General features: G+C 55.7%; 19 protein-coding genes. 13 read left to right on the top strand and 6 right to left on the bottom strand.

Annotated features, from left to right (window positions below; all coding sequences use genetic code 11):
* The coding region (locus tag K1V27_RS12965; protein ID WP_258930428.1) for a PKD domain-containing protein at positions 1–451 on the top strand (451 nt) is incomplete at its 5' end.
* Positions 452–541: 90 nt separating this feature from the next.
* On the opposite strand, the gene K1V27_RS12960 is transcribed toward K1V27_RS12965, so the two are convergent.
* Entirely contained in the window at positions 542–847 is a 306-nt protein-coding gene (locus tag K1V27_RS12960; protein WP_258930427.1) for a hypothetical protein, read from the bottom strand.
* Between the two features lie 525 nt (positions 848–1,372).
* Here K1V27_RS12960 and glnE point away from each other — a divergent pair.
* The 3 genes from glnE to K1V27_RS12945 all read left to right on the top strand — a co-directional run bounded on the left by glnE (position 1,373) and on the right by K1V27_RS12945 (position 7,716).
* A complete protein-coding gene (glnE, locus tag K1V27_RS12955) occupies positions 1,373–4,105 on the top strand; it encodes a bifunctional [glutamate--ammonia ligase]-adenylyl-L-tyrosine phosphorylase/[glutamate--ammonia-ligase] adenylyltransferase (protein WP_258930425.1) in 2,733 nt (910 codons plus the stop codon).
* A 434-nt stretch (positions 4,106–4,539) separates the two neighbouring features.
* A complete protein-coding gene (locus tag K1V27_RS12950) occupies positions 4,540–6,132 on the top strand; it encodes an FMN-binding glutamate synthase family protein (protein WP_258930424.1) in 1,593 nt (530 codons plus the stop codon).
* Positions 6,133–6,561: 429 nt separating this feature from the next.
* Positions 6,562–7,716, top strand: coding sequence for a baeRF7 domain-containing protein (locus K1V27_RS12945; protein WP_258930423.1), 1,155 nt, complete (start codon positions 6,562–6,564; stop codon positions 7,714–7,716).
* 198 nt (positions 7,717–7,914) lie between these two features.
* Here the strand turns inward: K1V27_RS12945 and K1V27_RS12940 are convergent, their stop codons facing one another.
* On the bottom strand, positions 7,915–9,219 hold the full coding sequence (locus K1V27_RS12940; RefSeq protein WP_258930421.1) for a helix-turn-helix domain-containing protein: 1,305 nt from the start codon (positions 9,217–9,219) through the stop codon (positions 7,915–7,917).
* 529 nt (positions 9,220–9,748) lie between these two features.
* Here K1V27_RS12940 and K1V27_RS12935 point away from each other — a divergent pair.
* The 4 genes from K1V27_RS12935 to K1V27_RS12920 all read left to right on the top strand — a co-directional run bounded on the left by K1V27_RS12935 (position 9,749) and on the right by K1V27_RS12920 (position 17,997).
* Complete coding sequence (locus tag K1V27_RS12935; RefSeq protein ID WP_258930420.1) at positions 9,749–10,879, top strand: class II glutamine amidotransferase; 1,131 nt, start codon at positions 9,749–9,751, stop codon at positions 10,877–10,879.
* Positions 10,843–12,504: a glutamate synthase-related protein gene (locus tag K1V27_RS12930; RefSeq protein ID WP_258930419.1), complete on the top strand. Its 1,662-nt coding sequence runs from the start codon at positions 10,843–10,845 to the stop codon at positions 12,502–12,504. Before K1V27_RS12935 ends, K1V27_RS12930 begins: the two co-directional genes overlap by 37 nt.
* A 28-nt stretch (positions 12,505–12,532) precedes the next feature.
* Positions 12,533–14,881 (top strand): FAD-dependent oxidoreductase, encoded by a 2,349-nt coding sequence (locus K1V27_RS12925; RefSeq protein WP_258930418.1) that lies wholly within the window; start codon positions 12,533–12,535, stop codon positions 14,879–14,881.
* A gap of 395 nt (positions 14,882–15,276) precedes the next feature.
* Entirely contained in the window at positions 15,277–17,997 is a 2,721-nt protein-coding gene (locus tag K1V27_RS12920) for a DEAD/DEAH box helicase (RefSeq protein WP_258930416.1), read from the top strand.
* A 22-nt stretch (positions 17,998–18,019) separates the two neighbouring features.
* Here the strand turns inward: K1V27_RS12920 and K1V27_RS12915 are convergent, their stop codons facing one another.
* The 4 genes from K1V27_RS12915 to K1V27_RS12900 form a co-directional block, all read right to left on the bottom strand.
* Complete coding sequence (locus K1V27_RS12915; protein ID WP_258930414.1) at positions 18,020–18,910, bottom strand: DUF3786 domain-containing protein; 891 nt, start codon at positions 18,908–18,910, stop codon at positions 18,020–18,022.
* A complete protein-coding gene (locus K1V27_RS12910) occupies positions 18,907–19,452 on the bottom strand; it encodes a (Fe-S)-binding protein (RefSeq protein ID WP_258930413.1) in 546 nt (181 codons plus the stop codon). Before K1V27_RS12910 ends, K1V27_RS12915 begins: the two co-directional genes overlap by 4 nt.
* A 16-nt stretch (positions 19,453–19,468) precedes the next feature.
* Positions 19,469–19,936: a DnaJ domain-containing protein gene (locus K1V27_RS12905; protein WP_258930412.1), complete on the bottom strand. Its 468-nt coding sequence runs from the start codon at positions 19,934–19,936 to the stop codon at positions 19,469–19,471.
* A 149-nt stretch (positions 19,937–20,085) separates the two neighbouring features.
* Positions 20,086–20,988, bottom strand: a complete 903-nt coding sequence (locus tag K1V27_RS12900) for a LysR family transcriptional regulator (RefSeq protein WP_258930411.1) — start codon at positions 20,986–20,988, stop codon at positions 20,086–20,088.
* A gap of 138 nt (positions 20,989–21,126) precedes the next feature.
* On the opposite strand from K1V27_RS12900, the gene K1V27_RS12895 reads away from it, so the two are divergent.
* The 5 genes from K1V27_RS12895 (at position 21,127) to K1V27_RS12875 (ending at position 25,226) form a co-directional block, all read left to right on the top strand.
* A complete protein-coding gene (locus K1V27_RS12895; RefSeq protein ID WP_258930410.1) occupies positions 21,127–21,558 on the top strand; it encodes a thioesterase family protein in 432 nt (143 codons plus the stop codon).
* A 300-nt stretch (positions 21,559–21,858) separates the two neighbouring features.
* Positions 21,859–22,698 (top strand): phosphate ABC transporter substrate-binding protein, encoded by an 840-nt coding sequence (locus tag K1V27_RS12890; protein WP_258930409.1) that lies wholly within the window; start codon positions 21,859–21,861, stop codon positions 22,696–22,698.
* Between the two features lie 2 nt (positions 22,699–22,700).
* Positions 22,701–23,606: a PstC family ABC transporter permease gene (locus tag K1V27_RS12885; RefSeq protein WP_258930408.1), complete on the top strand. Its 906-nt coding sequence runs from the start codon at positions 22,701–22,703 to the stop codon at positions 23,604–23,606.
* Entirely contained in the window at positions 23,590–24,468 is an 879-nt protein-coding gene (locus tag K1V27_RS12880; protein ID WP_258930407.1) for a PstA family ABC transporter permease, read from the top strand. The genes K1V27_RS12885 and K1V27_RS12880 overlap by 17 nt, the downstream gene beginning before the upstream one ends.
* On the top strand, positions 24,453–25,226 hold the full coding sequence (locus K1V27_RS12875) for a phosphate ABC transporter ATP-binding protein (protein ID WP_258930406.1): 774 nt from the start codon (positions 24,453–24,455) through the stop codon (positions 25,224–25,226). Before K1V27_RS12880 ends, K1V27_RS12875 begins: the two co-directional genes overlap by 16 nt.
* The last annotated feature ends 7 nt before the right edge of the window (positions 25,227–25,233 follow it).

Here is a 25,233-nt window from a genome sequence, read left to right as displayed (position 1 = left end):
TAACCCATTATTCATTGATCCTGCTAATGGCAACTACAGGCTTGACGCCCTGTCAACAGTTGTTGACGCGGGCGCCAATGGGGCTCCAGGGATGTCGGCGGTGGATAAGGATGGAAATCCGAGAATCATCAATACCACGGTGGATATGGGGGCTTATGAGTATCTTTTGGAAGCGAGCTTTAGTGCTGATACAGTCAGCGGATCAAGCCCTTTAACGGTGACTTTCAGTGATACCTCTTTGGGAAGTGTCAGCGCATGGCTTTGGGACTTTGGTGACGGGGCAACCAATTCTACAGACAGAAATCCAGTGCATGTCTATAACACGCGAGGTATCTACACTGTGACACTGACGGTGCAAGATACCAGCGGAAAAGAAGAGAGCGAAAAAAAGACCGCCTATATCCGGGTGGATATTCATCCCCTGCCGCCGTACCTGATACTGTTTGATTAGTGGCTGCCTGTTCGGCCCTGCCATGCCGACATTTCAATGTCGTGATCCGGACGATCCCGGGCTGACAGGGCCGATTGTTTTTCATCCAGGCTAAATTTTTTGCTTGCAGAACTTTTTGGCGTAATCCAGATGGTGCTTGAGCAGCCACAGCCTTTCCAGGAATTCCGGCCAGCCGCAGCCTGGTTTAAAGCCCTTTTCCGCTCCAGGCAAAACCAGAGTTGCGTCTGTCACTTTGCCCTTCATTTCCCTCCATAGTGAATTCCAGACATCCAACGCGTCGTCCAGGATTACTTCGGTAACATTTTGTAAATGTTTAATTTTTTCTTCTTGTGAGAGGATGCGATGCGTTGACTCCTGCATCCCGCTCCCGGAGATGACTTTGAAATCTCTCGACATGACTTATTGCTCCTTATCCCGATATTGAACAATCGACCACGGCTTCGTCCTTCCGTGGCAGGGCGGTCTCAACGGAGGTCCAGGAACTGTTCCATCCCGGTGACGGATAGACTCATCGCGAAGTATTGGGATGCGGGTCGGTTCAGGCTTCTAATTTCGACCCATGGCGCAGCCGACGCGCGGGTCGCTTCCCAACAGCCCACTATTAGATTCAACCCTGGCTGTTGATGGCTTTATAAATCACACCTCAGGCGCAAAGCGTATTTGATTCAGTCGTAATCAATATATGACCGAATTCAAGCTCGGTCCAGGTTTTCATATGATCGGCAGCAGCGGCGTGTTACGGAAACAGGCACGCCTGTCACCTTCTTGAATTCGAAATTGTTAGCCTCAGCCGGCGCATCTGCTATGATCAAAGGTGACAAGCGATACCCGAACCGAGGACCCTCTTCGGTGAGCCCTATCGGTGTCCTGAAGAGGCATCCCAATTGCTGCTCACAGGGTTTTTACCGGAATGAACACAATATGAATGAAATAGAACGAATAGGGTCATCCTCCCAATACCTGGCCACTCTTTTGCGGCGCCGCCCGGATTACGTCGATTGGCTGGTGGGTTCAAAGAATCTTTATCGGCGCTATCCTTTGACGGAAATCTACCAGGATCTGCAGGATACGGCAGAAAAGACGAGCTCTTTCACGAATCTGCAACTGTGCTTTAGAGAGTTTAAGCAGCGCCATTTTCTAAGGATCGGCGGCCGCGATCTGCTGGGCCGGGCCAATCTTGCCGAAACTACGTCGCAATTGAGTGATCTTGCCGCCGTCGCGCTGCAAGTCGGTCTCAATATGCTCAATAAACACCCCGAGTGGTGGTTTGGCAGCACTCGCCCCGATGCGTGGCGCCGGATAAGAGAGGACTACGCTCTGGTTGTGATGGGGCTGGGCAAGCTGGGAGGACAGGAGCTCAACTATGTGTCCGACATCGACATACTCTTTCTGCACGCTGGCAAAAATGGCGGAGGTGATGACCCGTCCGATTATCTGGTTTTGTTGAACCGGTTTTGTCAGAGTTTGACGCGCCTTCTGGCGGATAAGGTCGAAGGAGACCGGGTGTTTGAAGTGGATCATCGATTGCGGCCCCTTGGCAAAGACGGGCCGCTGGCGCCATCCGTTGCAGCGGCCGTTGACCACTATCTGCATCGGGGACAGCCGTGGGAGCGTCAGATGCTGCTCAAGGCGCGACCGGTGGCGGGCGATCGTCACCTGGGGAGCGCCTTTATTCAGGAGGTGCGTCCCTTTGTGTTTCGTCGATTCCTTGATTTTCAGGCGCTCGACGAATTGCGCGACATGCGTGACAAGATTTTGGCGAGCGCCGTGCAGCCGGGTCGCGGCTGGCAGCAATTTGACGTGAAACTGGGGGTGGGCGGCATTCGGGAAATCGAATTTCTTGTTCAGTCCTTGCAGCTCATTTATGGCGGCCGGCATCCTCAGTTGGACGAATCCAACACCCTGAACTGCCTCGATCGGCTATACGGCCTGGGGTTGTTGCCCGGCGAGACGGTGCAGCAGCTGAAGGAGGCCTATGTCTTCTTGCGACGGGTGGAGCACTGGGTGCAGCTGGATCAGAATCGGCAGACTCAGAAAATACCGCGATCCGATGAAGCTCGCAGACGCCTCGAATCTGCCCTCGGTTTTGACGCGGAGGAGGGACAATTCATCGACAAGCTGGAAGTTTGTTGCCGCACGGTGCATCAACACTTCACGGCATTATTCCGGAGCAGTGAGCCGGAGGCGGCCAAGAGGGCAACGGAAGTTGACGGTGAGGCCGCTTTGCTGGAACATTGCCCGCCGGACCTGTTGGCCGGCATTCAAAAAAATACCGGGATCTTTCCAGAATTCTTGCACAAGACCGTCGTTGACGTGCTCGTGAAATTCGGGTCGACCCATGATCGTGCGATCTCTGAGAAAGTGCTGATCAGACTGGATCGCTACTTCAGTCAGGTAAGAAAGCGCCCCGGGCTTGTGAAGGTATTTCACACGGCATCCGCGTGGCTGCCCGACTTTATAGGAGGGCTGGCGCAGAGCGAGTTGCTGGCGGATCTTTTGACCCATCATCCGGCTCTGGTTGAAGGCGTTGCCACATTAGCCGGAAGATACACCAATGCCCGTTCCTGGCAGGAAACCAGCCTGGGTCTGCTGAACAGGCACAGCGATTACGAAGAGTCGCTCGAGTGGATCAGGCGGCTGAAAAACGAGCGGCTTCTGCAACTGGCCATGGCGGATCTGCAAGGCACCATAAACCACGGGCAACTGGAAAATGAGCTGAGTTCACTGGCCGATTTTGTCATAACACACACCTACCGGAGAGTGGCCGAAAGCCGCGGTTTTGACACTCACACACCCCTTGCGGTCCTTGCCCTGGGCAAACTGGGAAGTCGAGAGATGGGCTACCTGTCGGACGTGGATTTGGCTTTTGTGTATGATCCCCCCAGGGGGCAGACCGAGGATCAGATCCCCGCCGCAATTATCAGTCTCATCCAGCGATTCATGCGGATGTTGAGCACACCGCTGCATGAAGGCCCGGGCTATGAGGTCGATGCGCGTCTGAGGCCGACCGGCAATTACGGGCCACTGATTGTCACACGCCGGGCCTGGCGGGATTACTACAGGAAACAGGCCGATATCTGGGAGATCCAGGCGCTGCTGAGAATGCGCTGTGTGGCTGGAAACCTTGAGCTTGCGACCTGGATTGAGGAGGAGGCGCACAAAATCTGTTATCAACAGCGCGCCCCCTCTGCGGTATGGCAGCGCCTTTGCCATCTGCGGCAGCGCATGGAACGGGAACGGACTGAGGAACGATCCGACCTTGTCGACATCAAACTGGGGGCGGGAGGATTGGCCGACCTGGAATTCCTGGTGCAGGGGTATGTACTGGTTGAAGGCGGCAACGATCCTTTGCTGCGGGTGGGCTCCGTGCGCCGGGCATTGCCCGTAGTGCTGGAAAGGCTCGCCGAGTCGCAGGATCTGCCGGTACGGGAAGGGTATACGGCTTTTGAGACGCTGCGGTCCCTCGAACATCGCCTGGTTCTGTGTAACAATGCCGCCGCAGCACGCGTGCAGCCGCATCAGTTTGAACGGCTCAAGGCCATGGGGCTTTGGCCGCCTTCGCAGGCGGCCGGCACCGTTGATTCCTGGCAGGATCTACTGCGACTGCGTCGCAGGGTGAGAAGGCTTTTGCAGAATTGGTGCCCCGATCTGTAGAAGATTTCTGCTCTGTTCGGGAATGATCTGGGGGCGGCGTTATCGGGTACCCCCGCAGCAACAGCGCGCGTCAAACATTGGGCGGCATGGGACGAAGCGCAAAACGGCGACAGCAACGCATGGCCCAAAAAATTTTCGGACAAGTGAGAGATAGGGCTTGACTTTTGTGGTTAAGTCGCTCTAATAGAATCCTGACTTTGTAAGCTTTGGTAACAAACCGTACAACGGAGTGCGGTTTTTAATGATTGCATGAGGACAAGGGCGTCCAACTCCAAGAGTGGAGTAGCGACGCCCTTTTTTTGTCTGAGGTGCAAACCCACGCCAGCCGATCGGGCTACGACGAAGTACCCCGATGGGGACAATTGTGTCCACTCGCTCCCTCAGGGCGGTGGACTTTTTTTATTCCATCCATCCAGGAACGAAGGAGTAGAACAATGAACCTGTGTAAACCCAATGCAAACGACGCCACTTTGACGTTCAACCGGTCCAAGAGTGTGGTGCCCATGAGTGGTATCTGCTCGCGCTGTATCGACGGTTGCCGCGGCAACTGCGAGATTTTCCGATCCACCTTCAGAGGGCGGGAAGTCATTTATCCCGGCCCGTTTGGAAAAGTGACGGCGGGGGCCGACAAAGACTACCCGGTGGACTACTCGCATCTCAACATTCAGGGTTATGCGCTGGGTGCCAGCGGTCTTCCCGAAGGAGTCGAGGCGGGGCCGGACACGGCGGTTTTCCCTGCGGTGAGCACGGAAACCGATTACGGTTGGGACAGCAAAGTCAAGTTGAGTGTTCCCATCTTCACGGGTGCTCTCGGCTCCACCGAAATTGCCCGCAAGAATTGGGAACATTTTGCGGTGGGCGCGGCCTTGAGCGGGGTAACGCTGGTTTGCGGAGAAAACGTGTGTGGCATAGACCCCGGCCTGGAATTGAACAATGGAAGTAAGATTGTGAAGTCCCCCGAACTGGATCGACGTCTTGAAGTCTATAAACGCTATCACAACGGGTACGGGGAAATTCTGGTGCAAATGAACGTGGAGGACACCCGGCTGGGCGTCGCCGAGTATGTTATGGACAAACACGGACTCGACACCATTGAGCTCAAATGGGGCCAGGGAGCCAAGTGCATCGGGGGAGAAATCAAGGTAGACAGCATCGAGCGGGCGCTCGAACTGAAACGCCGCGGGTACATTGTCACTCCCGATCCGTCCAGGCGGTCCATCCAGGCGGCATACGAGGACGGCGCCATCAAGGAGTTTGAGCGCCACAGTCGTTTGGGTTTTGTGAGTGAAGAAGGGTTCATGGCCGAAGTCGAACGTTTGCGCAGACTGGGCTTCAAACGGATAACTCTGAAAACCGGGGCGTACAGTTTGAGAGAGCTGGCCATGGCCATCAAGTGGGGCTCCAAAGCCGGGATCGACCTGCTCACCATCGATGGCGCGCCCGGCGGCACCGGCATGAGTCCATGGCGTATGATGCAGGAATGGGGCATCCCGAGCATCTACCTGCACTCGAAGGCTTACGAGTATTGTGACAAGCTCACCGCCCGGGGCGAGAGAGTTCCGGATATTGCGTTCGCCGGCGGTTTCTCCAGTGAGGATGGCGTGTTTAAGGCGCTGGCTTTGGGTTCCCCTTATGTCAAGGCCGTGTGCATGGGACGAGCGTTAATGATTCCGGGAATGGTGGGCAAGAATATCGGTGAATGGATGGCCAAGGCGGATCTTCCGAAAACCGTCAGCCAATACGGAACCAACCCCGAAGAAATTTTTGTCAACTATGAAGCTGTCAGGGATTTGGTGGGCAGCGACGAGATGAATTCCATCCCGCTGGGGGCGATTGGCATCTTCAGTTATGCAGACAAGATCAAGGTGGGACTACAGCAGCTCATGGCGGGGGCGAGATGTTTCAGCGTGCGCTCCATCGCGCGCAAAGATCTGATGTCTCTCACCCAGGAATGTGCTGCGGTGACCGGCATTCCTTATGTTATGGAAGCTTACCATGATGAAGCGGAAGCCATTCTGAACAGCTAGAAACCTTTCCGATAGCTCCTTCTCCCTCCGCGGGGGAGAGAGGAAGCGTCCCCCGGGTACCGCGGGACCATGGGTGGGTGACTGTCGGCTCAACGGGAAGGGAAGTTTCCCCTTCTCGGATAAGATCTCAGCGGCACGCTGTTGGCGGGAGGTCTTGGCGCAACGGGTCGCCCCCCTCCACCCCGCGACTCCAATCACCCTGGCCCATCCTTCTCGGGCTCCACGGCCGGTGCCGACGGAGCCCTGCCTGCCGTCGCGCAAGGGCTTTTCTCAACGGGACGGGGCGCCTGTCTCTTTACTTAAACAATGCTTAGTTTTTTAGTAGAATTGGATCGGCGGCTTGGGTTCACTGCAACTTCTGAGTGGCTTAGACGGCTGGTGACTATTGGATGTGAACGAAGAGCGGACTGGCGAGAAAGGAGAACATCTATGAATCAAGAATTCAGAGAAGAATTGAAGGAGCTTGTCCAAAAACAGGGTGGACCCTGCGTGTCCATCTTCATGCCGACCTTTCGGGCAGGCACCGAGGTTCAGCAGAATCCAATCCGACTCAAAAATCTTCTGCGCGAATCCGAACAACAGCTGGTTTCCCTGGGTGCCCGGCAGCCGGAAGCCCGGGAATTGCTTGGTCCTGCTCACGGGTTGCTTGCTGACGGTAATTTCTGGCGGCGGCAGGCGGATGGTCTGGCAGTGTTCATTGCCTCAGATGTTTTCCGAACCTATAGTTTACCCATTCATTTTGATGAGTTATCGGTGGTGACCGATCGATTCCATGTGAAACCCCTCCTCAGGGTCTTGGCGGAGGACGACAGGTTTTTGGTTCTGGCATTGAGTCAAAAGGAGCTGCGATTGCTGGAATGTACCCGTTTTGGGGTCAGTGTTGTGGAACTTGAGGGGGTTCCCAAAAGCATGGATGAAGCCCTCAAGTATGATGATCCACAGCGCCAGCTGCAGTTTCATACCGGCACCCAGGGGCGTGGAGGCGGTAAGCGTTCGGCCATGTTTCACGGCCAGGGGGTTGGAGTGGACGACACCAAATCGAACATTTGGCGTTACTGCCTGATGATCGACGACGGACTGCATAGCTTGCTGCGCGAGGAGCGTGCCCCGCTGATTCTGGCGGGGGTGGATTATCTGCTCCCCATTTACCGAGAGGCCAATGGCTATGCGCATCTTGTGGAAACTTGCATCACCGGTAATCCCGATGTGTTGAGTGCCGATGAACTGCATGCCCGAGCCTGGGAGATCGTGCAGCCGCTTTTCAAGCAAGGACAGGAAGAGGCTATGGCGAAATATTTGCGACTGGCCGGAACAGGACTCGCCTCGGGGGATGTGCGGGAGATTGTGCCGGCTGCCGTTTTCGGGCGGGTCGAGTCGGTATTCCTGCCCGTGGGAAAACAGATCTGGGGCAGCTTCGATGCGCAACAAAATGAAGTGACCCTGCATCCGGAGGTGCAGCCGGGAGACCAGGATCTGCTGGATCTGGCGGCGATCCAGACCTTCACAAACGGCGGAGCGGTCTATGTGGTCGAGCCCGAGCACATACCGAACAAACAATCTGCCGCAGCGGTGTTTCGCTACTGATGCCATGTGAGTGAAAGGGGGCCCGCATTGGCCGGGCCCCACGATTTATAACCTAAAATAATCCATTTGTTATTTTATCCCGACCGTTAAGCATTAGGGGTTTTATCGTTGGCAGGTCTCGCCTCCGGGCCTCGCTGCGCTCCACCCATCCTGCATCTACTGAGAGAGGTTGGGTTGAGCGCCGGTTGGTGCTCCCTGCTACCCGACCTTAATCCACAGCAGCCTGGCGGTTTCCGCCCCAGGGTTCTTCCAGTGCGCGGGCATTTCCGAAGTGAGGTATATGGTGTCCCCGGCCCGCAGCGTGTAGGATGATTTATTGATTTTGACCTGCAGTTCTCCGGAGATCAAATGGCCGACCTCTTCTCCCTTGTGCATGAAAAAATGCGACGAGAGGGCTTTGTGCGGCGGCACTTCGATCAGATAGGGTTCGGCCTTGGAATCGAAGTCCACCGGAGTCAGCAGCTTTGCCTGAATGCTGTCTTCCGGCAAGTCGGGAATTTTTACTTCGGTGGCTTCATCGGCGAGGAAGACAACTGGTTTTTCCCATTCTGATTTTTCTTGAAAAAACGAACTGATATCGACCCTCAGCACTTCGGCCATTTTGAGGAGCCCGGGCAGAGAAGGGTAGATGAGGTTGCTTTCCACCTGCGAGATGGAACTGGGTGTGACTCCCACCAGCCTGGCCAGCTCCGTCTGGGAAAGTCCTCGCTTGCTGCGCAGTTCTTTAATGCGCAGGCCCAGATCGATGCCTCCCGGAGTGCGTTTTTCTTCGTCGAAGTGAATACGTTGATCTTTGGTCCAGTAGTTGTGAGGCTTGTGCAAGTTCTCCAGGTCGCGGTTTTCGGCTTTGAAAACCGTCAGTGAGGTACTTCCCCGCTTGATGGAAAGGTCGATTACGACCTGAGCGATCTGGCTGATTTGGGCTCTGAGCCGCGGTGAATGCGCCTTTTTTTCCATGATCCAATAGGCTATGGTGTTCAGTTCATAGAGGCGCGGGCAGGAATGGGAGTAAAAGTTGATGATGGCTTCCTCACCGCCCCAGAGCTCCTGCATGCCGGTGACGCTTTCGAAAACAAATCGCACGTCGCCGTCCATCTCCGCATGCAGTCCATAGAGCGTATCCATGACAAGCTCGGTTTGGCGCGGCTCTTCTATTTTGACGATGGTGCAGGATTGTCTGCCCTGCAGTGCCGCGTAGGATTTCAGAAAGATGGCAGAGCTCTTTCCTTTACCACAGGTGAAGCAATCGAGGATGGTCAGTGATGGGTTGTCGGCGAGGGGACCAAGTCTTTCCAGAAGATTCTTGAGGGAGCGATCGAAGCTGACATAGATGAGAGGCTTATTGTGGGCCTGGGACGCCTGAATGAAATTGCGGCAAAAAACATAGGCCAGGCTGCCGGAATCGTCCAGCCACACCACATTGTCGCCTATGTAGAGTCCTCCCAGCAGTTCGTCCAGCTGGTCCACTCCAGAGCTCACCTTGTATTTGTCGGACAAAGCCATATTGCTGTTCCTCTGAGTCAAGCGGCTGCGCGCGTCTGCGCCGCCAGAGTTATGGGAGAATACAGAATCCGCAAGTCACAGGCCAGAATAAAAACCGCATCTTGCCTCAGGAGTCTCCCCTATTTTCAGGTTTCATTCTAACCGGCGTGTTATGAAGATTAACACGGCGCGTGGCAATAACCCATTGGCGGAACAAATTTTTGCTTGAAATTCTGAGCGGATTCCATTATCTATTTGAAACGCAGTGTCAACGACGACAACGCTTCCGGAAATCTTCCCTTTGATCGGGCACAAAGCGGAATTTATCGTTCGCCCGGGCAAATTGGGGAGAGCCCGGATTGGTGGATCAACGAAGTTCCCCCCCTTGCTGTATTCCCCGGCATCAGACCATAGCGGTCGAATAACATAGCGCGGCATACCTGAAAGTGGCTGCCACGCGCTGCTTGGAGCCGTTTTCCAGAGGGGCCCGTGGTACCGCCGGGGCATGCCCGGGTACTCATGTCCTCATAACAAGGAGGAACAAAACACTATGTGTCGCTTATTTGCAATGACCAGTGAAAAGCCTTTGTCTCCCATGGTGGCCATTCATGCTCTGGACGTGATGCGTGAGGGCCATGACGGGTCGGGTGTGGGTCTTTTCTTATCGGACCTGGGAGGGCCTTTCGAGGAGCTGAAGGGGACTCCCATTCTTTCCGGCATCTTTAGCAACGATGGATTGAAGCGGCTCGACCAATTCATGATGAACATTGGTTTCATGACCAAGTATCGCTTTTCCATCAAAGTCCCCAAACGTCCGCCCTTGGGGGTTCCCAAACGCGACGTGTACCTCATTCGTGCTTATGAATATCCGGAAGACTGGGAACATTTGAGCCAGAGTGAAATCGATCATCGTCTGCTGTTGATTCGGCTTCAGTTGAGGCAGATGGGCGAAGAAAAAGAGGACATGATCGTCTACAGTTTCTGGCCGGATGTGATCATGCTCAAGGAAATCGGCGATCCCATGAATGTAGCCGACTATTTGAGCCTTGATCGGGACGAACTGAAGGCCCGGATCATTCTCGCCCAGGGTCGTCAGAACACCAACTATGCCATCAATTTATACGCGTGCCATCCGTTTTTCATCCAGGGCGTGGCCACCATGACCAACGGGGAGAACACCGCCTTTGTTCCCATTCGGGAGTTCCTCATGTCGCGCGGATTTCCGGGATATATCGGGTACAATTCGGACTCCGAAGTTTTCACCCACATTCTGCACTATTCACTGAACCGGCTGGGGCTGGGCATCGAAGCCTACAAGCACGTGATCACGCCGCTTCAGGATGAAGACTTGGAGCGCCATCCCGACGGAGGTTTCCTGAAACAGCTGAAGAATTCCTGCCGTCGTCTCATCATTGACGGCCCCAATTGCGTCATGGGGTGTCTGCCTGACCGGAGCCTGTTTATGGTGCAAGACCGCAAGAAATTGCGGCCCGGCGTTGTGGGAGGACGTCCGGGTCTATATGCGTTTTCATCGGAAATGTGCGGTTTGGATTCGGCTATTCCCGATCGAGACAAGAGCCGGGATTTCCAACCCATGCATTTGGATACAGCTGTCGTCGCTTCAGACCGCGCGGAGGTTAAGACATGGTCACAAATGGAAACATTAGCCCTTCTACACTGAGCGTCAAAGACCTGCCCTGGCAGATCGACTGGGATAAGGACCGGTGCACCCTGTGTGGCCGCTGTACGGCTGTGTGCCCGGTCCACGCCATTGAACTGGGAGTCTACCGCAAGCGGCACATCGAGCTGCCTTCCCTGGATGCCGGTTTAGCGAGGAACAACGGCGGTTCCAACGTCTATCAGATCTTTCAGGGGATTCGTCAAAAAACCGATCCGGCGTATGCCTGTGTAGGCTGCGCCGCGTGCAGTCTGGTATGCCCGAACGATTGCATCATCCCGCGCAGAAGCGATGAGGCCGACAAGCTCAAGTTTCACGTCAATCAGGGCGGCCAGCCACGCCGGCGGGGAGGTCGGCGCAATGTTCGCGACGTGGGGCAGGGCGGTATCCTGGACCAGATCAAATTCACGCGCATTTCCATGCTGACCGACCCGGCTCTGGATGCCGGCCGGCATGAATTTGAAGTGCGCACTCTACTGGGCAGGGTTCTGCCCCCGGAAGAAAGCTTAAGGCTCTACCGCGAGCAGGGTTGGGCTCCTCCGGTGCGGGAAATTTATCCCCTGGTCATCGGAGCCATGTCCTTTGGCGCCCTTTCTCCCAACATGTGGGAAGGCCTGCAGATGGGGGTTGCCTATCTGAACGAAGAACTGGGCATGCCGGTGCGCATGTGCACCGGCGAAGGGGGCTGCCCCCCGCGGCTGCTGCGGTCGCGCTTCTTAAAGTACGTCATCTTGCAGATCGCCAGCGGCTACTTCGGTTGGGACGAAATCATCCATGCGCTTCCGGATATGCAGGAAGATCCCTGTGCGGTGGAAATCAAATACGGGCAGGGGGCCAAGCCGGGGGATGGTGGTCTGTTGATGTGGTACAAAGTCAACAAGCTGATTGCCGCCATTCGTGGCGTGCCGCCGGGAGTCAGCCTCCCCAGTCCGCCCACCCATCAGACCAAGTATTCCATCGAGGAAGCGGTCGCCAAGATGATCCAGTCCATGTACATGGCGTGGGGATTCAGGGTTCCCGTGTACCCCAAGATTTCGGGGAGTTCGACGGCCCTGGCCGTGTTGAACAACCTCACGCGCAATCCTTATGCGGCAGGTCTGGCCATCGATGGGGAAGATGGGGGGACGGGAGCAGCCTATAATGTCTCCATGGACCATATGGGGCATCCCATTGCGAGCAATCTGCGCGACTGTTATCTCAACCTGGTCAAATTGGGCAAACAGAACGAAATCCCTCTGTTTGCCGGCGGCGGAATCGGCAAAAACGGCAATCTTGCCGCCAACGCCGCGGCGCTCATCATGCTGGGAGCCAGTGCGGTGCAGACGGGCAAATACATGATGCAGGCGGCTGCCGGCTGTTTGGGGTCGGAATCCGACCGCTGCAATATCTGCAATATTGGTTTGTGCCCCAAGGGCATCACCTCCCAGGACCCTCGCCTGTATCGGCGGCTGGACCCGGAAAAGGTGGCCGAGCGCGTGGTCGACATCTATCTCAGCTTTGATACCGAACTGCGCAAGATCCTTGCACCTCTGGGGCGGTCCACTTCACTTCCGATCGGCATGTCGGATGCTTTGGCCATCAATGATCACAACGCAGCGGAACGGCTTCAAATCAAGTATGTGGTGTGAGCCGGCTGAGGATAATAGGGAGGCAGCTATGCAGAGTCAACAAGGCCAGGCGGGCGATCAACAGGCCGTCCAACTGTGCGGGATGGAAGACGGCCGTCGGCTGGAATCGCGCGTGCTGGAAGAGCGCATCCAGCAGGCGGTGGCGGACGGCCAGCGCCGTTTGCTGATCGAGGCGTACGGCCAACATGGTTTGGGTGGCCGGTTGTGGCGAGCCGGCAATGAACCGGTCCAGGTAATAATCAGCGGTTCTTCGGGGCAGCGGGTGGGTTCCATGGGTTTTCCCAACACGCGCATTGAAGTCATGGGGCCGGCTTCCGATGATGTGGGATGGCTCAACGCCGGTGCTGAAATCATAGTGCACGGCAATGCCTGCAATGGTACCGCCAATGCCATGGCGCAGGGGAAGGTTTATGTGGCCGGCAACATCGGTGCGCGCGGCATGACCATGACCAAGTTCAATCCTCGTTTCCAACCGCCGGAGCTGTGGGTTTTGGGCTCGGTGGGAGATTACTTTGCCGAGTTCATGGCCGGTGGGGTTGCAGTGGTGTGCGGACATCAACCCCAGGACCCGCAGAATATCCTGGGGTATCGGCCATGTGTCGGGATGGTGGGCGGTAAGATTTTCTTCCGCGGTCCACACAAGGGCTACAGTCAGGCCGATGCCAAATTGTCGCCGTTGTCCGATGACGACTGGCAGTGGCTGCAAATGAACCTGCGGGTCTACCTGGAAAGCATTCGTCGGACGGAGCTGTATGACACGTTTAATGATCGAACCGCATGGCAGCTGCTGGCTGCGCGCGGACCGCAGGAAAAATTCACCCGCCCGAGACGTTCCATGGCGGCCTTCCATCGCCAAGTGTGGGACCAGGAACTGGGCAAAGGCGGACTGATCGGCGACTTGACCGATCTCGACAACAGTCCCATAGCGCTGATCACCACCGGTGATTTGCGTCGTTTTGTTCCCGTTTGGGAGAATCGCACCTATGCGGCGCCGTGCGAAGCCAGCTGCCCGACCGGCATGCCGGTGCAGGAACGTTGGCGGCTGATACGGGAAGGCCGGGTCGATGAAGCGGTCGATCTGGCCCTGGCCTACACCCCGTTTCCCGCTTCGGTGTGCGGGTATCTCTGCCCGCACCTGTGCATGCAGGGCTGCACGCGCCAGACGGTGAACATGCCGGCGGTCGATGTCAGTCAACTGGGCAGGGCGAGTATCAAGGCAAAGCTCCCCGAGCTGCCGCCGCTAAGCGGCAAAAAAGTGGCTGTGATCGGCGGCGGGGCGGCCGGTTTATCCATCGCCTGGCAGCTGCGGCGGCGGGGCCATGAAGCCGTCATTTATGACATGCATAGGACTCTGGGCGGCAAGATAGCCTCCCTCATCCCCAGGTCGCGCATCCCCGCGGAAGTGATCGGTGCAGAACTGGAAAGAATTCAGAGCGCTCTGCCCCATGTGCATCTGCAGCAGCGTCTGAGCAAAGAGGATGTTGAGCAGTTGAAGGTCGACTATGATTTCGTGGTAGTGGCGGTAGGTGCCCAAAAACCCAGAATCATCCCCATCCCGGGAAAGGAAAAGCTGATACCGGCACTCGATTTTCTGCGCCAAAGCAAAGCCGATAGCATCCAGGTGGGAAAGAAAGTGGTGATCATCGGGGCCGGCAATGTGGGCTGCGATGCCGCTACCGAAGCTCACCGGCTGGGGGCCGAAGAAATTACCTTGATCGACATTCAGGAGCCGCTCTCGTTTGGCAAGGAGCGAGAGGAAGCAGAGGCGGCGGGGGCCAAATTCCGCTGGCCGTGTTTCAGCAAGGCGGTGGTCGATGAAGGGCTCGAGCTGACAACGGGTGAGGTGATCCCCGCCGACACGCTGATCATTTCCGTTGGGGATTTGCCCGATATCGAGTTTTTGCCGGAGAGCGTGGCCACCGATCGAGGCTTCATTCAAGTCAATGAATGGTACCAGACCACCGATCCACAAATATTCGCCGTAGGTGATGCGGTGCAACTGGGGCTTCTGACGGATGCCATCGGAGCCGGGCGCAAGGCGGCTCAGGCCATCGACGACATGTTTCAGGGCAAGCGGCCGCGCGGAGACGTGCGCAAGCGAATCGATTATTCGCGGGTCAAGCTGGAATACTTCGATCCGCGCCTGCAAAAATTCGACGGCATCGAACAGTGCGCTTCCCAGTGTTCGTCCTGCGGCTCCTGCCGGGACTGCGGCATGTGCGTCACCATGTGTCCGCAGGCCGCCATCTCCAGGAAAGAAAGCGGCAAGGACTTTGAAATGGTGGTGGACAAAAATCGCTGTATTGGCTGTGGCTTCTGTGCCGGAGTGTGCCCCTGCGGCATCTGGGACCTGGTGGAAAACGACCCGATCGGCTGAGCGACCCTGACACATCCAATACTCCTTTCAAACATCAATCCTTGCATCGTGCGGCGGGGTTTATCCCCGCCGCAACCAATCCGCTCGTAAACTTTCCCTGAATCATCTGTGGCGAAAACGATTTTACATCGTGTACCTCAAATGCTATTTGACAACTGGTTCGAATCGTCCGGAAATTTGAAAGTTCATTCATTCGCAGGTCAGGATGTGTGCGGTGGAACTCCCTGACAAAAGGGTTGTGTCAGGCAGTGCTGCACACACCCTGACCTACCGGGGAGAGCCTGCATGTTCCAAAGCGAGTTTCCGGATTTCTGGTCGTCGGATTTTTCTTAGTGGACTTTTGCCAACAGCATCCACTTGCCATCGAGCAAAATTGACTGTGAGGAGAGACTGGTATGTATGTTTTGACCGAGGAATTCATTCGGGACGAGGTGGCCGATTCGAATATCATCTACCGCCGCGGAGAGAACCTCTATCAGCTTGGGGCATACAGCTGCGTCGAGGTGAATCAGGAGGAAGGATCGTATGTCTACGAAGTCGATGGAAGCTTCGGCGACTACCTGATCACGGTTGCCTTCAATAACGGCGGCATCGACTACTCCTGCAATTGCCCGTACCCCGGTGAGGGTTGCAAGCATACCGTAGCGGTCCTGCTCGACATCATGGACAGGAAGAATTTTCGGGACTATCAGGCCCTCGTGCCGGAACCGGCGGACATCATCCCGGCCGAAGCCTACCTGACCGCCGATGAAATCCGCGCTCAGGCCCTTGAGGATCGCAGAAAGCGGGCCAAAAGCGAGGAGCTGTCAGCCGTTTTAGGGGATATGTACAAAGGCGAGCACCTGGTCGGGACAGCCCGTGGGCTGCAGTACAAGGTGACCCTGCACGATCCGGAAAATGCCTTGGGGCATTGCAGTTGCCCGGATTTTTTGACGAATCGACTCGGCACCTGCAAACACCTGATGTTCATCCACGAGCATATCAAAAAGCAGAAGGACTTGCAGGAACGACTGCAAATCGAGCGCTTTCCTTTCGTGGACATCTATTGGGATTCGTGCCACGGTAAGCCAAGGATCTTTTGCGAGCGGCCGCAGGAAGAGATTCAAGACATCCAGCCGTTGCTCGCAGAGCATTTTGATCAGCAGGGACTGTTTGCAGACGGTGACTTTGACGGTTTTCTCCCGCTCTTCTTCAAGCTGCAGGGGAACAAGCGTGTGCGGGTGCAGGAACCGGTCCTCAACCGCCTTGATGAGTATCTCACCGAGCGGCAACTGCAGGAATTGGCACGCAGCGAATTTCCCGCCCTGGATAGGATAAAGGCCACCCTTTATCCCTATCAGGTCAAGGGCGTTGAATTTGGCCTTTACAGGAAAGCGGTGTTGATCGGCGATGAAATGGGCCTCGGCAAGACCTTGCAGGCCATTGCCCTGAGTGTTCTGAAAAAAGAAGTGTTCGGATTTCGGCGGGTATTGGTGGTCACCCTGGCTTCCTTGAAAGAGCAATGGAAGCGCGAGATCGAAAGATTCACCCATGAACGCGCCGCCATTGTGGCAGGCACAAAGCAGCAGCGCAAAGCGCTGTATGACAATGAGTCAAGCCTGTTCAAAATCACCAACTACGAGGCTGTGCTGCGGGATGTAACGGTCATTTCCCGCTTCAAGCCGGATGTGGTCATTCTGGATGAAGCGCAGCGCATCAAAAATTTCACCACCAAGACCGCCGAGGCGGTCAAAAGCATCCCACGCAAGCATGCCGTCGTCCTCACCGGTACTCCCCTGGAAAATAAGCTGGAAGACGTCTATTCCATCGTTCAGTTTCTCGACCCTCACATGCTGTCGCCCCTCTGGCAGTTTGCCGCCGACCATTTCATGCTGAGCCGCCACAAGAAAGGGAAAATCCTCGGATATCGCAACCTGGATGTTCTCAATGAGCGACTCAAGGGCGTTGTGATCCGCAGGCGCAAGGAGGAAGTCCTGTCAGAGCTGCCCGAAGAGATCGTCAACAATTATTACCTGGAGCTGACCGCCAAACAGGCGGAGATTCACAACGGTTATCTGGCGTCGCTGCTGCCTCTCATCAACAAGAAATTTCTCACCCCCATGGACATCAGACGCATGCAGGAACTGCTGCTCAAGATGCGCATGGTGTGCAACTCGACCTATCTGATCGATCGCCACACCAACCTCTCGCCCAAGCTCAAGGAACTGGAAGGAATTCTTGACGAACTGGTGCTGCAGAATGGGCGCAAGGTCGTTATTTTCAGCGAATGGACCACCATGACGTTTCTCATCGGTAAACACCTCTCGCAGGCCGGCATACCGTTTGTCGAGCTGTCCGGCAAGGTCCCGGTGAACAAGCGTCAGTGTTTGATCGATGAATTCACCACAAATCCCCAGTGCAAGGTGTTTCTTTCGACCGATGCGGGTGGGACCGGTCTGAATCTGCAGGCGGCGGACTGTGTGGTCAACTTCGAGCTGCCGTGGAATCCGGCCCGATTGCATCAGCGCATCGGCCGTGTCAGTCGCATCGGGCAACAGAGCAGTTGTGTGAACGTGGTGAACCTCATTGCCAAAAACAGCATCGAAGAAAAGATCATGGCCGGCCTGCAGCTTAAAAAGGACCTGTTCGACGGCGTGTTCGACGAAGGGCCCGCCACGGTGGAATTTTCCCACGAAAAGCGGATGGAGATTCTCAACAAGCTGCGCGAGATGATGGGCGATGAACCCCTCGTGGTTGTCCCGGAGACCAGGCATTCCGAGGAGCTGCCGGAAGAAACACCCCATTATCTGAATCCTCAGGTGTTGCAGGATGACAGCCGACAGGTGGCGTTCGCGTCCGAGGAACCCGATGTGCAAAGCGAACTGGCGGCCGCTCGGGAGCAACAGCAGATGGCCGATGATCGGGCTCAGGCGGCCGGCTTCAATCTTGCCGCGCAACCGCCGGAAAAACTCGAGCAAGTGCTCAACTCAGGTCTGCAGTTCATCAGCGGCCTTCTGGAAATGGCGACCGGTCAAAAGCTGGCAACGGCGGGAGAGGCGACACAGGACGAGCGGATGATCCAGATCAACAAACAAACGGGCGAAGTGACCATGAAGTTCAAGCTGCCGGGATTTTGAGGACAGCCGGCAGAGCCGGCTTCTAGATGTCGCTTTGTTCCCTCAGAATATTTCGTGCCGCGGCTTTAAGGTTTCTGCACACCACATTGACCAGCGCCCAGATGCTGTCGAGAGATTCCAGCTGGCTTGTGACAGTAGAGTTGAAACGGATGTGCAGCGCCGGTTCAAATTCTTCATCCCCTTCCCAGAGCACAAACAGCAGGGGAATGCGCGGAAAGGCCCAAAGTCGGTAGCCCAGATCGCCCATTTCCACCGGCGTTCCACCCAGAGATTGTGCGGCCGCCCGAAAAATTTCCGGCTTGCGGCCGAAAAGCGCCAATAAGGGTTCAGTGGGGAACTTGTGAGGCCCGCGAAAAAACATTTGGCCCCCGGGAATGTCCTTCTCGCTGATCCATGTGGCCGACAGTGGAACGTTTTGTGCTTCCAGCAAATAATGAAGCACTACCAGATAAAATTCAAAGTTCAGGTCGGGGTGTGGCAGTGGATGCAGAACCTCTATGGTTTGTTGGTGAGGGAGACAGACAAATGTGCCGTTGAGCAGAGAAAAGGTGTAGCCTTGTGCCTCAGAGTCGTAACGAATCTGCGCGTTAATGCAGATCCTTCGAGGATCTGCCTGGCGCAGATTTTCCCACAACAGCGGATCGAGTTCGGAGGGGTCGGAGTAGAGCCTGGTTTTCTGCAGATCTTGAATCAAGGGATCAATCACTTCACGAGCTTTTGTGACGTCTTCCTCGGCTACCAGAACCCGGCCCCATCCCCTCTGCGATACAAACAGTCCATTGTAGGGGGTTTCCTCAAATGTTCGCAGGATTGCATGAATTTCTTCCTTCTCCAGAGCGTGCATGATGAGGTCTGCTTCAAAGCGGTCGGCCACGGTATGAATGGAAACGAACTGAGGGTCTTCTTGGGTCATGTCTGATATCCGTTGCGTTGAAGTTCGCGGAATAAATCCCGATAGTTTTCCTGTTCCTGCACGAGCGGTGCGCAGGCGGTAATGCTGGCTTCCCGCCTGAACACGGCGGCGGCGAATGCCATGCAGGAAACGGATCCGCATTCTTGGCAGTTTGTTTTGGGCAGTGCCCGCAGGATGTCCAATGGAGAGAGTGTGGGGTGCCTGGTGAAAACCGGCTGAAGGTTTGCCCTGTTGCGCTTAACTTCCTGTATTTTCTGAAAATAGTCACGGCAATACCGTTCCGCTTCGGCGTGCGTTGTCACATCGGTGATAGTCAGATAGGTGGGATAAATGGCGATGATGTGACCTTTATCCATGAGGTTGATCACTCCGGCCTCGACGGTATAGCTGCAACCGGGCAGTGCTGCGGCCAGGTAGGGGAGCAGTTCTGCTATGGTCTCCTGCAAATCCATAATAACATTGAAATTGGCCGAATTCGGCAGGCATTCGATGTTGACCAACCGAAACCGGTAGCCATTTGGCGTGGTTGTCTCTCGCTCCATGTTTTCCATCTCGTTGTCAGGCTGCTTTGCCCTGCTTCTGCAGTTGTTCGTAAGCCCATTGAATATCTTGAAACTTTTCCTTGGCCAGAGCCTGGAACTCTTCTCCCAGGTGGGCAACCTTGTCCGGGTGATAGCGATTGGCCTGCAGTCGGTATGCCCGCTTGATTTCCGTGGGCGTAGCCGCCGGTTCCACACCGAGGATCTTGTACGGATCCCTGAAGTCTTTGTGAGACCCGCCAGCATCGCCCGTGCGCTGCCGCCCTTGCGAATCGGTCCGTGATTCCTGCTGCTGTTCCTCCTGGTATTGAAACCGGCCTGTATGGTCGGTGGAATAGCTTTGCTGTTTGTTGCGCCACATCCAATATCCGCCGATGAGGATGAGAAAATCCTCGATCCAGCCGATTCCAGGGATAAAATCCGGGAACAGGTCAAAGGGAAAGAGGAAGTAAATCATCCAAAGGATCAACAGCCAAAAAGGGAGCATTGATGTTGTTTCCCGATTATGCTTCTCAACAGAGCATTCAATATACCGACTGCTTCAGGACCGACCCGTGGGCTGCGCGATTCCTGCCACCATCTGAAATATATCGATCTGCTGATCAAAAACAAGGTTTAAAGCGGTAAGCACTCTTCTTATCCACACGAGTTCGACTCCTGCATGAGCATATTCACAAAATCCTGCTGGTACGACAAAAGCTTCTTATCCACTCGTGTCACGATGCAAATGTGATCCGGCTGAAAATAGTGATCGAGTGCGAGAAACTCGAGCCTTCTCTCTCGCAGGACGGGCAAATCCCTCACCACCGTGGCAAAGGAAATGCCAAGACCCAGTTCCACATAGATCGAACTGAGCTCCACATTGGAAGATTCCATAATGATGCGGCAGCTCATTTTCATGCGCGCCAATTCCCTTTCCAAAAGCTGACGGCAACCGGTTCTCATATGCTTGGGGGGCATGATGAGCGGGTACCTGGCGAGCCGGTCGAAGGTCACCCGCTCCAGCCGAGCCAGGGGATGCCCCTGCGGCACCATGAGAACCGTTTCCACTGTCAGCCAGCGAACAGAGGTGAAGGACTTGGGCACCAGTGATTCCAGGGCAAAACATAAATCGATTTCTCCCTGCTTGAGCAGTTCGAGCGCGCTCTCCTGCGGACGATCCAGCAGAGTGAGCTCCACTTCGGGGTAGCGCTGCATGTATCGGGAAAGTCTCTCCGGCAGCAAATGGTACAGGGTGGTGAAGGGTGCCGCGATCTTCAGTGGTCCCTTCGGAAGCTTTTTGATGTCGTGCAACTGTTCCACAAGCTGCGCGTGCCCGTGCAGCACCGATTCGGCGTAGTGATACAGGATTTCGCCGGCCGCGGTGAGGCTGATCCTGCGCTTCCCCACCCGCTCAAACAACTGACAGTCCAGCTCCTCTTCGAGTGCCTTGATCTGCTGACTCAACGCCGACTGCGTGCGGAATGTGGCTTTTGCCGCTCGGGTAAAGCTCTTTAACCTGGCGACGTGATAAAACCCCGTCAATTGCTGCCATTCCATTCTGCATAAGCCTGTCTAATGTGCTCGATTAGAATAATTAATTTGACATTTCAACATCTTACACTCGATAGATAAAATAGTAAACCGGAAAAGAAGACTTGATTTCAATCGAACAGCACATTCCAGAGGAGGTTCACCATGCAAAAGACGCTTCAGCCCGGGTTGTCCTTTGAGTTCAACTTTACCGTACCGGAAAACAAAACGGTGCCTTTTCTCTATCCCGAGTCGCCGGAGTTTCAGGTGATGCCCAAAGTGTTTGCCACCGGCTTTATGGTGGGACTGTTCGAGTGGGCCTGTATCTGCGCCGTTAATCCTCATATCGATTGGCCGCGGGAACAGACGGTGGGCATCGGTGTCAATGTGAATCATACGGCTGCGACTCCGCCTGGTCTGACAATCACGGTCAGGGGAAGTCTCGAGAAGGTGGAAGGACGAAAGTTGACCTTTGTTCTCAGCGCCCATGATGGAGTTGACGAAATATCTCGAGGGACCCATGAGCGGTTTATCATCGATGCAGCAAGGTTTAACCAGAAAGCAGCGGCCAAGTCTTCACACGCGGCACCGCAATAGAAAACTTGCCGGCGCACTATGCGCCGGCAGTGCATGAAAAACCGCTTGAACTGCGGCACTCTCCTGTTGCTGCAAGTCCCTGTAAGCCAATAGTCATTGCTCGCCTCAATGGCCTCCCCCTGATTTCATCGTAATTATCTATTTGATATAGGGGCTCCTTCAATTTACTTGTCTTTCTTGTTGCTACTTGTTGCTATCGGAGCCGGCAAAGGGGCTTCCAAGGTATTGCGTGCCCCGACCGGGTGTTTTCGACAGTGCGCCTGGTGCGCTTGGAAGAAGCCATTCGACTGGAGGAGAAAAATGAAAACCATCAATCTGTTATGGCTGATTACGGTTTGCTTTCTGGTGAGTGCGGTCATGCCCTTCGATCAGGGACACTGCAATGCTCTGGAGAGCTTTAAAAACCTTAACGGGACCATCAGCATCGCCGGCGGCACGGCTCACATTCCAGTGATGAACGACGCGGCGAAAACCATCATGACTTTCAATCCTGCGGTGAGGATCACCGTTGAAGGGGGCGGAACGGGTGTCGGGGTGCAGAAAGTGGGCGAGGGCCTGGTCGACATCGGCAACACCGGACGGGCACTGTCACCCGAAGAAATCGGCAAGTATGGTCTCCGGTCCTATGCGTTTGCGCTGGACGGCGTGGCGGCCGTGGTCAATGCGCAAAACAGTGTCTCCAATCTCTCCGCCGAGCAGATCATGGATATCTTTGCGGGAAAAATCAGCAACTGGAAGGAGGTAGGGGGTAGAGACGCCGCCATTCACCTTTTCAGCCGTGATGAAGCGAGCGGGACCCGCGAGGTTTTTTGGAAGAAGCTACTCAAACAGGGAACGGTCGCCCAGTCGGCGAACATCGTGCCGTCCAATGGAGCCATGAAGGTTGCCGTGGCGCAAGACCCAAATGCCATTGGCTATGTGAGCATCGGGCACATTGATGAAAGCGTCAAGGCTTTGCAGTTGGACGGTGTAGCCGCGTCGCAGGAAAATGCGCTGAACGGCAGCTATCCAGTGGTACGCAAGCTTTACATGAACACCAGAGGTGAACCGAACCCGCTGGTTCAGGCTTTCATCGACTACATCCTGAGCCCTGACGGTGCTGCAATCATCAGGCGGCACGGTTACTTTCCCATCGAGTAGGCATGCCTTTCGGTCGCCCATGCGGTTTGCGCTTACGTTCCAAGCTGGAGCGTTGCATCGAACGAATCCTGTTGATCGCCACCGCCATTGCGGCAGTGGCGATCATTTCCATCCTGCTGTTGCTGGCGTATTTCTGCCTGCCTCTGTTCACTTCAGGGGAACTGGGTGAGGTGTTTTCACGGCGCTGGCAGCCGTTTGCCGGCAGCTATGGCATTCTGCCCATGTGCGCGGGGTCCTTCGCTATTTCTCTGCTGGCCCTGTTTCTGGCCTTCCCTGGGGCCGTCGCCATTTGTTTTTTCGTGCACTCACTCGCTCCGGCCCCGGCAGCCGGATTGTTAAAGACACTGGTGCATTTCATGACGGGCATTCCAACGGTCATTTACGGATTTGTATCGGTTTTTCTGCTGGTTCCGCTCATGCGTGACTGGCTGTCGGCAGGAACCGGCTTCACTCTTCTGACCGCCGCCATAACCCTGAGTCTCCTTATTTTGCCCACGATCGTTCTGGTTTTTCAGGCCAGACTCGAACGTATTGATCCGACTCTCACACTGGCCTCGGCGGCGCTGGGCTTCACTCCCATCGAACAGGTGCGGCACGTGTTGATCCCGGCCTCTGCCCAGGGACTGCTAGTGGCGGCTATTCTTGGCTTTGGCAGGGCGATCGGCGATACGCTGATTTCGCTCATGCTGGCCGGAAACGCCGCGCAATTTCCCGTCTCTCTATTTGTCTCCATTCGCACTCTCACGGCCCATATCGCGCTGGTTCTGGCAACGGACAGCCAGAGTATGGCCTACCGGTCTGTCTTTGCAGCGGGACTGGTTTTGTTCTTGCTCATGGGGATGATCAATCTGCTCATCCAACGAATTGGCCGTGCCGATAACGAAAAGACTTATGAAAAAGATCGCTGATCGGTGTTTGGTCGGGTTCGCCTGGCTCTCCGCCGGGATGGTTACGCTTGCCGCCGTCATGCTCGTCGGCTTCCTGCTGCGGCGCGGGCTGGCAAGCATCGATGGCTCGCTGTTTTTTGGCGAGACTCACTGGCTGGACGCGGTCAGCGGCCGCGCCCCCGTTTTTGAAGGTATCTGGCCAGCCCTGATGGGAACACTTTATCTGGTTCTGGTGTCGTCTTTTGTGTCGATACCGGTGGGCATTGCCAGCGGTGTCTATCTGGCTGAATACGCATCCAAGCGAGTGCGGGCCTCTCTTGGCTGTGCCGTGGACCTGCTGGCGGGGACCCCATCTATCGTCATGGGTCTGTTCGGGTTCGCCCTGATACTCTTATTGCGCAGGACCCTGTTCCCCCAGGCGGGAACGTCACTCGCTCTGGCCGCCCTTTGTATCGCGCTCCTGGTCCTGCCGTATGTGATACGTACCACACAGACGGCGCTGCAGGCGATCCCCGTGCATCTGCGCATACTTGGCCCCGTGTGTGGCCTGTCCGGGCTGCAAGCCATTGTGCACATTTTGCTTCCGGTCGCCAGCCGCGGTATACTCAGCGGGGTCATCCTCGCCATGGGACGGGCGGCCGAAGACACCGCGGTGATCCTTTTGACCGGCGTAGTGGCTCAAGCGGGAATGCCGCGCGGCCTATGGGAACGCTTTGAAGCGCTGCCGTTTCGCATCTATTATCTGGCGGCGGAGCACCAAACTCGTCGGCAGCTGGATCAGGGTTTTGCAACGTCGCTGGTGCTGCTCCTTTTGACCTCGACCTTGTTCTTGACCGCCTTCATGCTGCAAAGACGCTTTGAGAAGCGATGGAAAAAGTGGTAACGAACCCCGCTATTGTCGTAGAAGAGTTGTGCGTGGAATTTTCCGGCAAAACAGTCCTGGAAAATGTCAGCCTGACAATACTGCCTGCTGAGCTGCATGTTATCATTGGACCTTCGGGATCGGGCAAGTCTACCTTGTTGAGGGCCATCAATCGTCTCAATGAGTTTTTTCCCAACTGCCGCACCAGCGGTCTGGTCCGAATCCGACTGGATGGTCACCTGGTGGATATCTATGCGCGCGATGCACCCCCTCTGCCCGAGCTCCGAAGACGGGTGGCCATGGTCTTTCAGACTCCGGCGGTGTTGCCTTTTTCCATTGAGAAAAACATGACTATGCCGCTCAAGGTGACCCTTGGTTTGCGAGGCGGCGAGCTTAGGGAGCGCATGGAGTGGGCCCTGCGCCAAGTAGGTTTGTGGGATGAAGTCGAAGCCCGGCTGCTGGATGAGGCTACAACCCTTTCCGGAGGGCAGCAGCAGCGCCTATGTCTCGCCCGTGCGCTGGCCCTTGGACCCCAGGTATTGCTGGTGGATGAACCCACCGCGTCGCTCGATTTTCGCGCGACGGAAACCATAGAGCAGCTGCTGGTGGATTTGAAAGATCGCTACACCATCATCGCCGTATCGCACAGCCTGAGCCAGGCGCGCAGGCTGGCCGACCGACTCTGGGTGCTGCGCGAGGGGCGCGTTATGCAGCAGATGAACCGACGGCAACTGCAGGATGCAGCGCTCTTTCAAGAAATCATCGACAACATATTCTGATGAGTTC

This window comes from Desulfoferrobacter suflitae (genome assembly GCF_022603395.1).
Classification (GTDB): domain Bacteria; phylum Desulfobacterota; class Syntrophobacteria; order Syntrophobacterales; family Syntrophobacteraceae; genus Desulfoferrobacter; species Desulfoferrobacter suflitae.
Note: the sequence above shows the minus strand (reverse complement) of the source record. Positions and strands in the feature narration are given on the sequence as shown.

Excerpts from the sequence above, each read along its gene's own strand:
- K1V27_RS12960 (WP_258930427.1), bottom strand. The coding sequence starts at position 847 with ATGTCGAGAGATTTCAAAGTCATCTCCGGGAGCGGGATGCAGGAGTCA.
- glnE (WP_258930425.1), top strand. The coding sequence starts at position 1,373 with ATGAATGAAATAGAACGAATAGGGTCATCCTCCCAATACCTGGCCACT.
- K1V27_RS12950 (WP_258930424.1), top strand. The coding sequence starts at position 4,540 with ATGAACCTGTGTAAACCCAATGCAAACGACGCCACTTTGACGTTCAAC.
- K1V27_RS12945 (WP_258930423.1), top strand. The coding sequence starts at position 6,562 with ATGAATCAAGAATTCAGAGAAGAATTGAAGGAGCTTGTCCAAAAACAG.
- K1V27_RS12940 (WP_258930421.1), bottom strand. The coding sequence starts at position 9,219 with ATGGCTTTGTCCGACAAATACAAGGTGAGCTCTGGAGTGGACCAGCTG.
- K1V27_RS12935 (WP_258930420.1), top strand. The coding sequence starts at position 9,749 with ATGTGTCGCTTATTTGCAATGACCAGTGAAAAGCCTTTGTCTCCCATG.
- K1V27_RS12930 (WP_258930419.1), top strand. The coding sequence starts at position 10,843 with ATGGTCACAAATGGAAACATTAGCCCTTCTACACTGAGCGTCAAAGAC.
- K1V27_RS12925 (WP_258930418.1), top strand. The coding sequence starts at position 12,533 with ATGCAGAGTCAACAAGGCCAGGCGGGCGATCAACAGGCCGTCCAACTG.
- K1V27_RS12920 (WP_258930416.1), top strand. The coding sequence starts at position 15,277 with ATGTATGTTTTGACCGAGGAATTCATTCGGGACGAGGTGGCCGATTCG.
- K1V27_RS12915 (WP_258930414.1), bottom strand. The coding sequence starts at position 18,910 with ATGACCCAAGAAGACCCTCAGTTCGTTTCCATTCATACCGTGGCCGAC.
- K1V27_RS12910 (WP_258930413.1), bottom strand. The coding sequence starts at position 19,452 with ATGGAGCGAGAGACAACCACGCCAAATGGCTACCGGTTTCGGTTGGTC.
- K1V27_RS12905 (WP_258930412.1), bottom strand. The coding sequence starts at position 19,936 with ATGCTCCCTTTTTGGCTGTTGATCCTTTGGATGATTTACTTCCTCTTT.
- K1V27_RS12900 (WP_258930411.1), bottom strand. The coding sequence starts at position 20,988 with ATGGAATGGCAGCAATTGACGGGGTTTTATCACGTCGCCAGGTTAAAG.
- K1V27_RS12895 (WP_258930410.1), top strand. The coding sequence starts at position 21,127 with ATGCAAAAGACGCTTCAGCCCGGGTTGTCCTTTGAGTTCAACTTTACC.
- K1V27_RS12890 (WP_258930409.1), top strand. The coding sequence starts at position 21,859 with ATGAAAACCATCAATCTGTTATGGCTGATTACGGTTTGCTTTCTGGTG.
- K1V27_RS12885 (WP_258930408.1), top strand. The coding sequence starts at position 22,701 with ATGCCTTTCGGTCGCCCATGCGGTTTGCGCTTACGTTCCAAGCTGGAG.
- K1V27_RS12880 (WP_258930407.1), top strand. The coding sequence starts at position 23,590 with ATGAAAAAGATCGCTGATCGGTGTTTGGTCGGGTTCGCCTGGCTCTCC.
- K1V27_RS12875 (WP_258930406.1), top strand. The coding sequence starts at position 24,453 with ATGGAAAAAGTGGTAACGAACCCCGCTATTGTCGTAGAAGAGTTGTGC.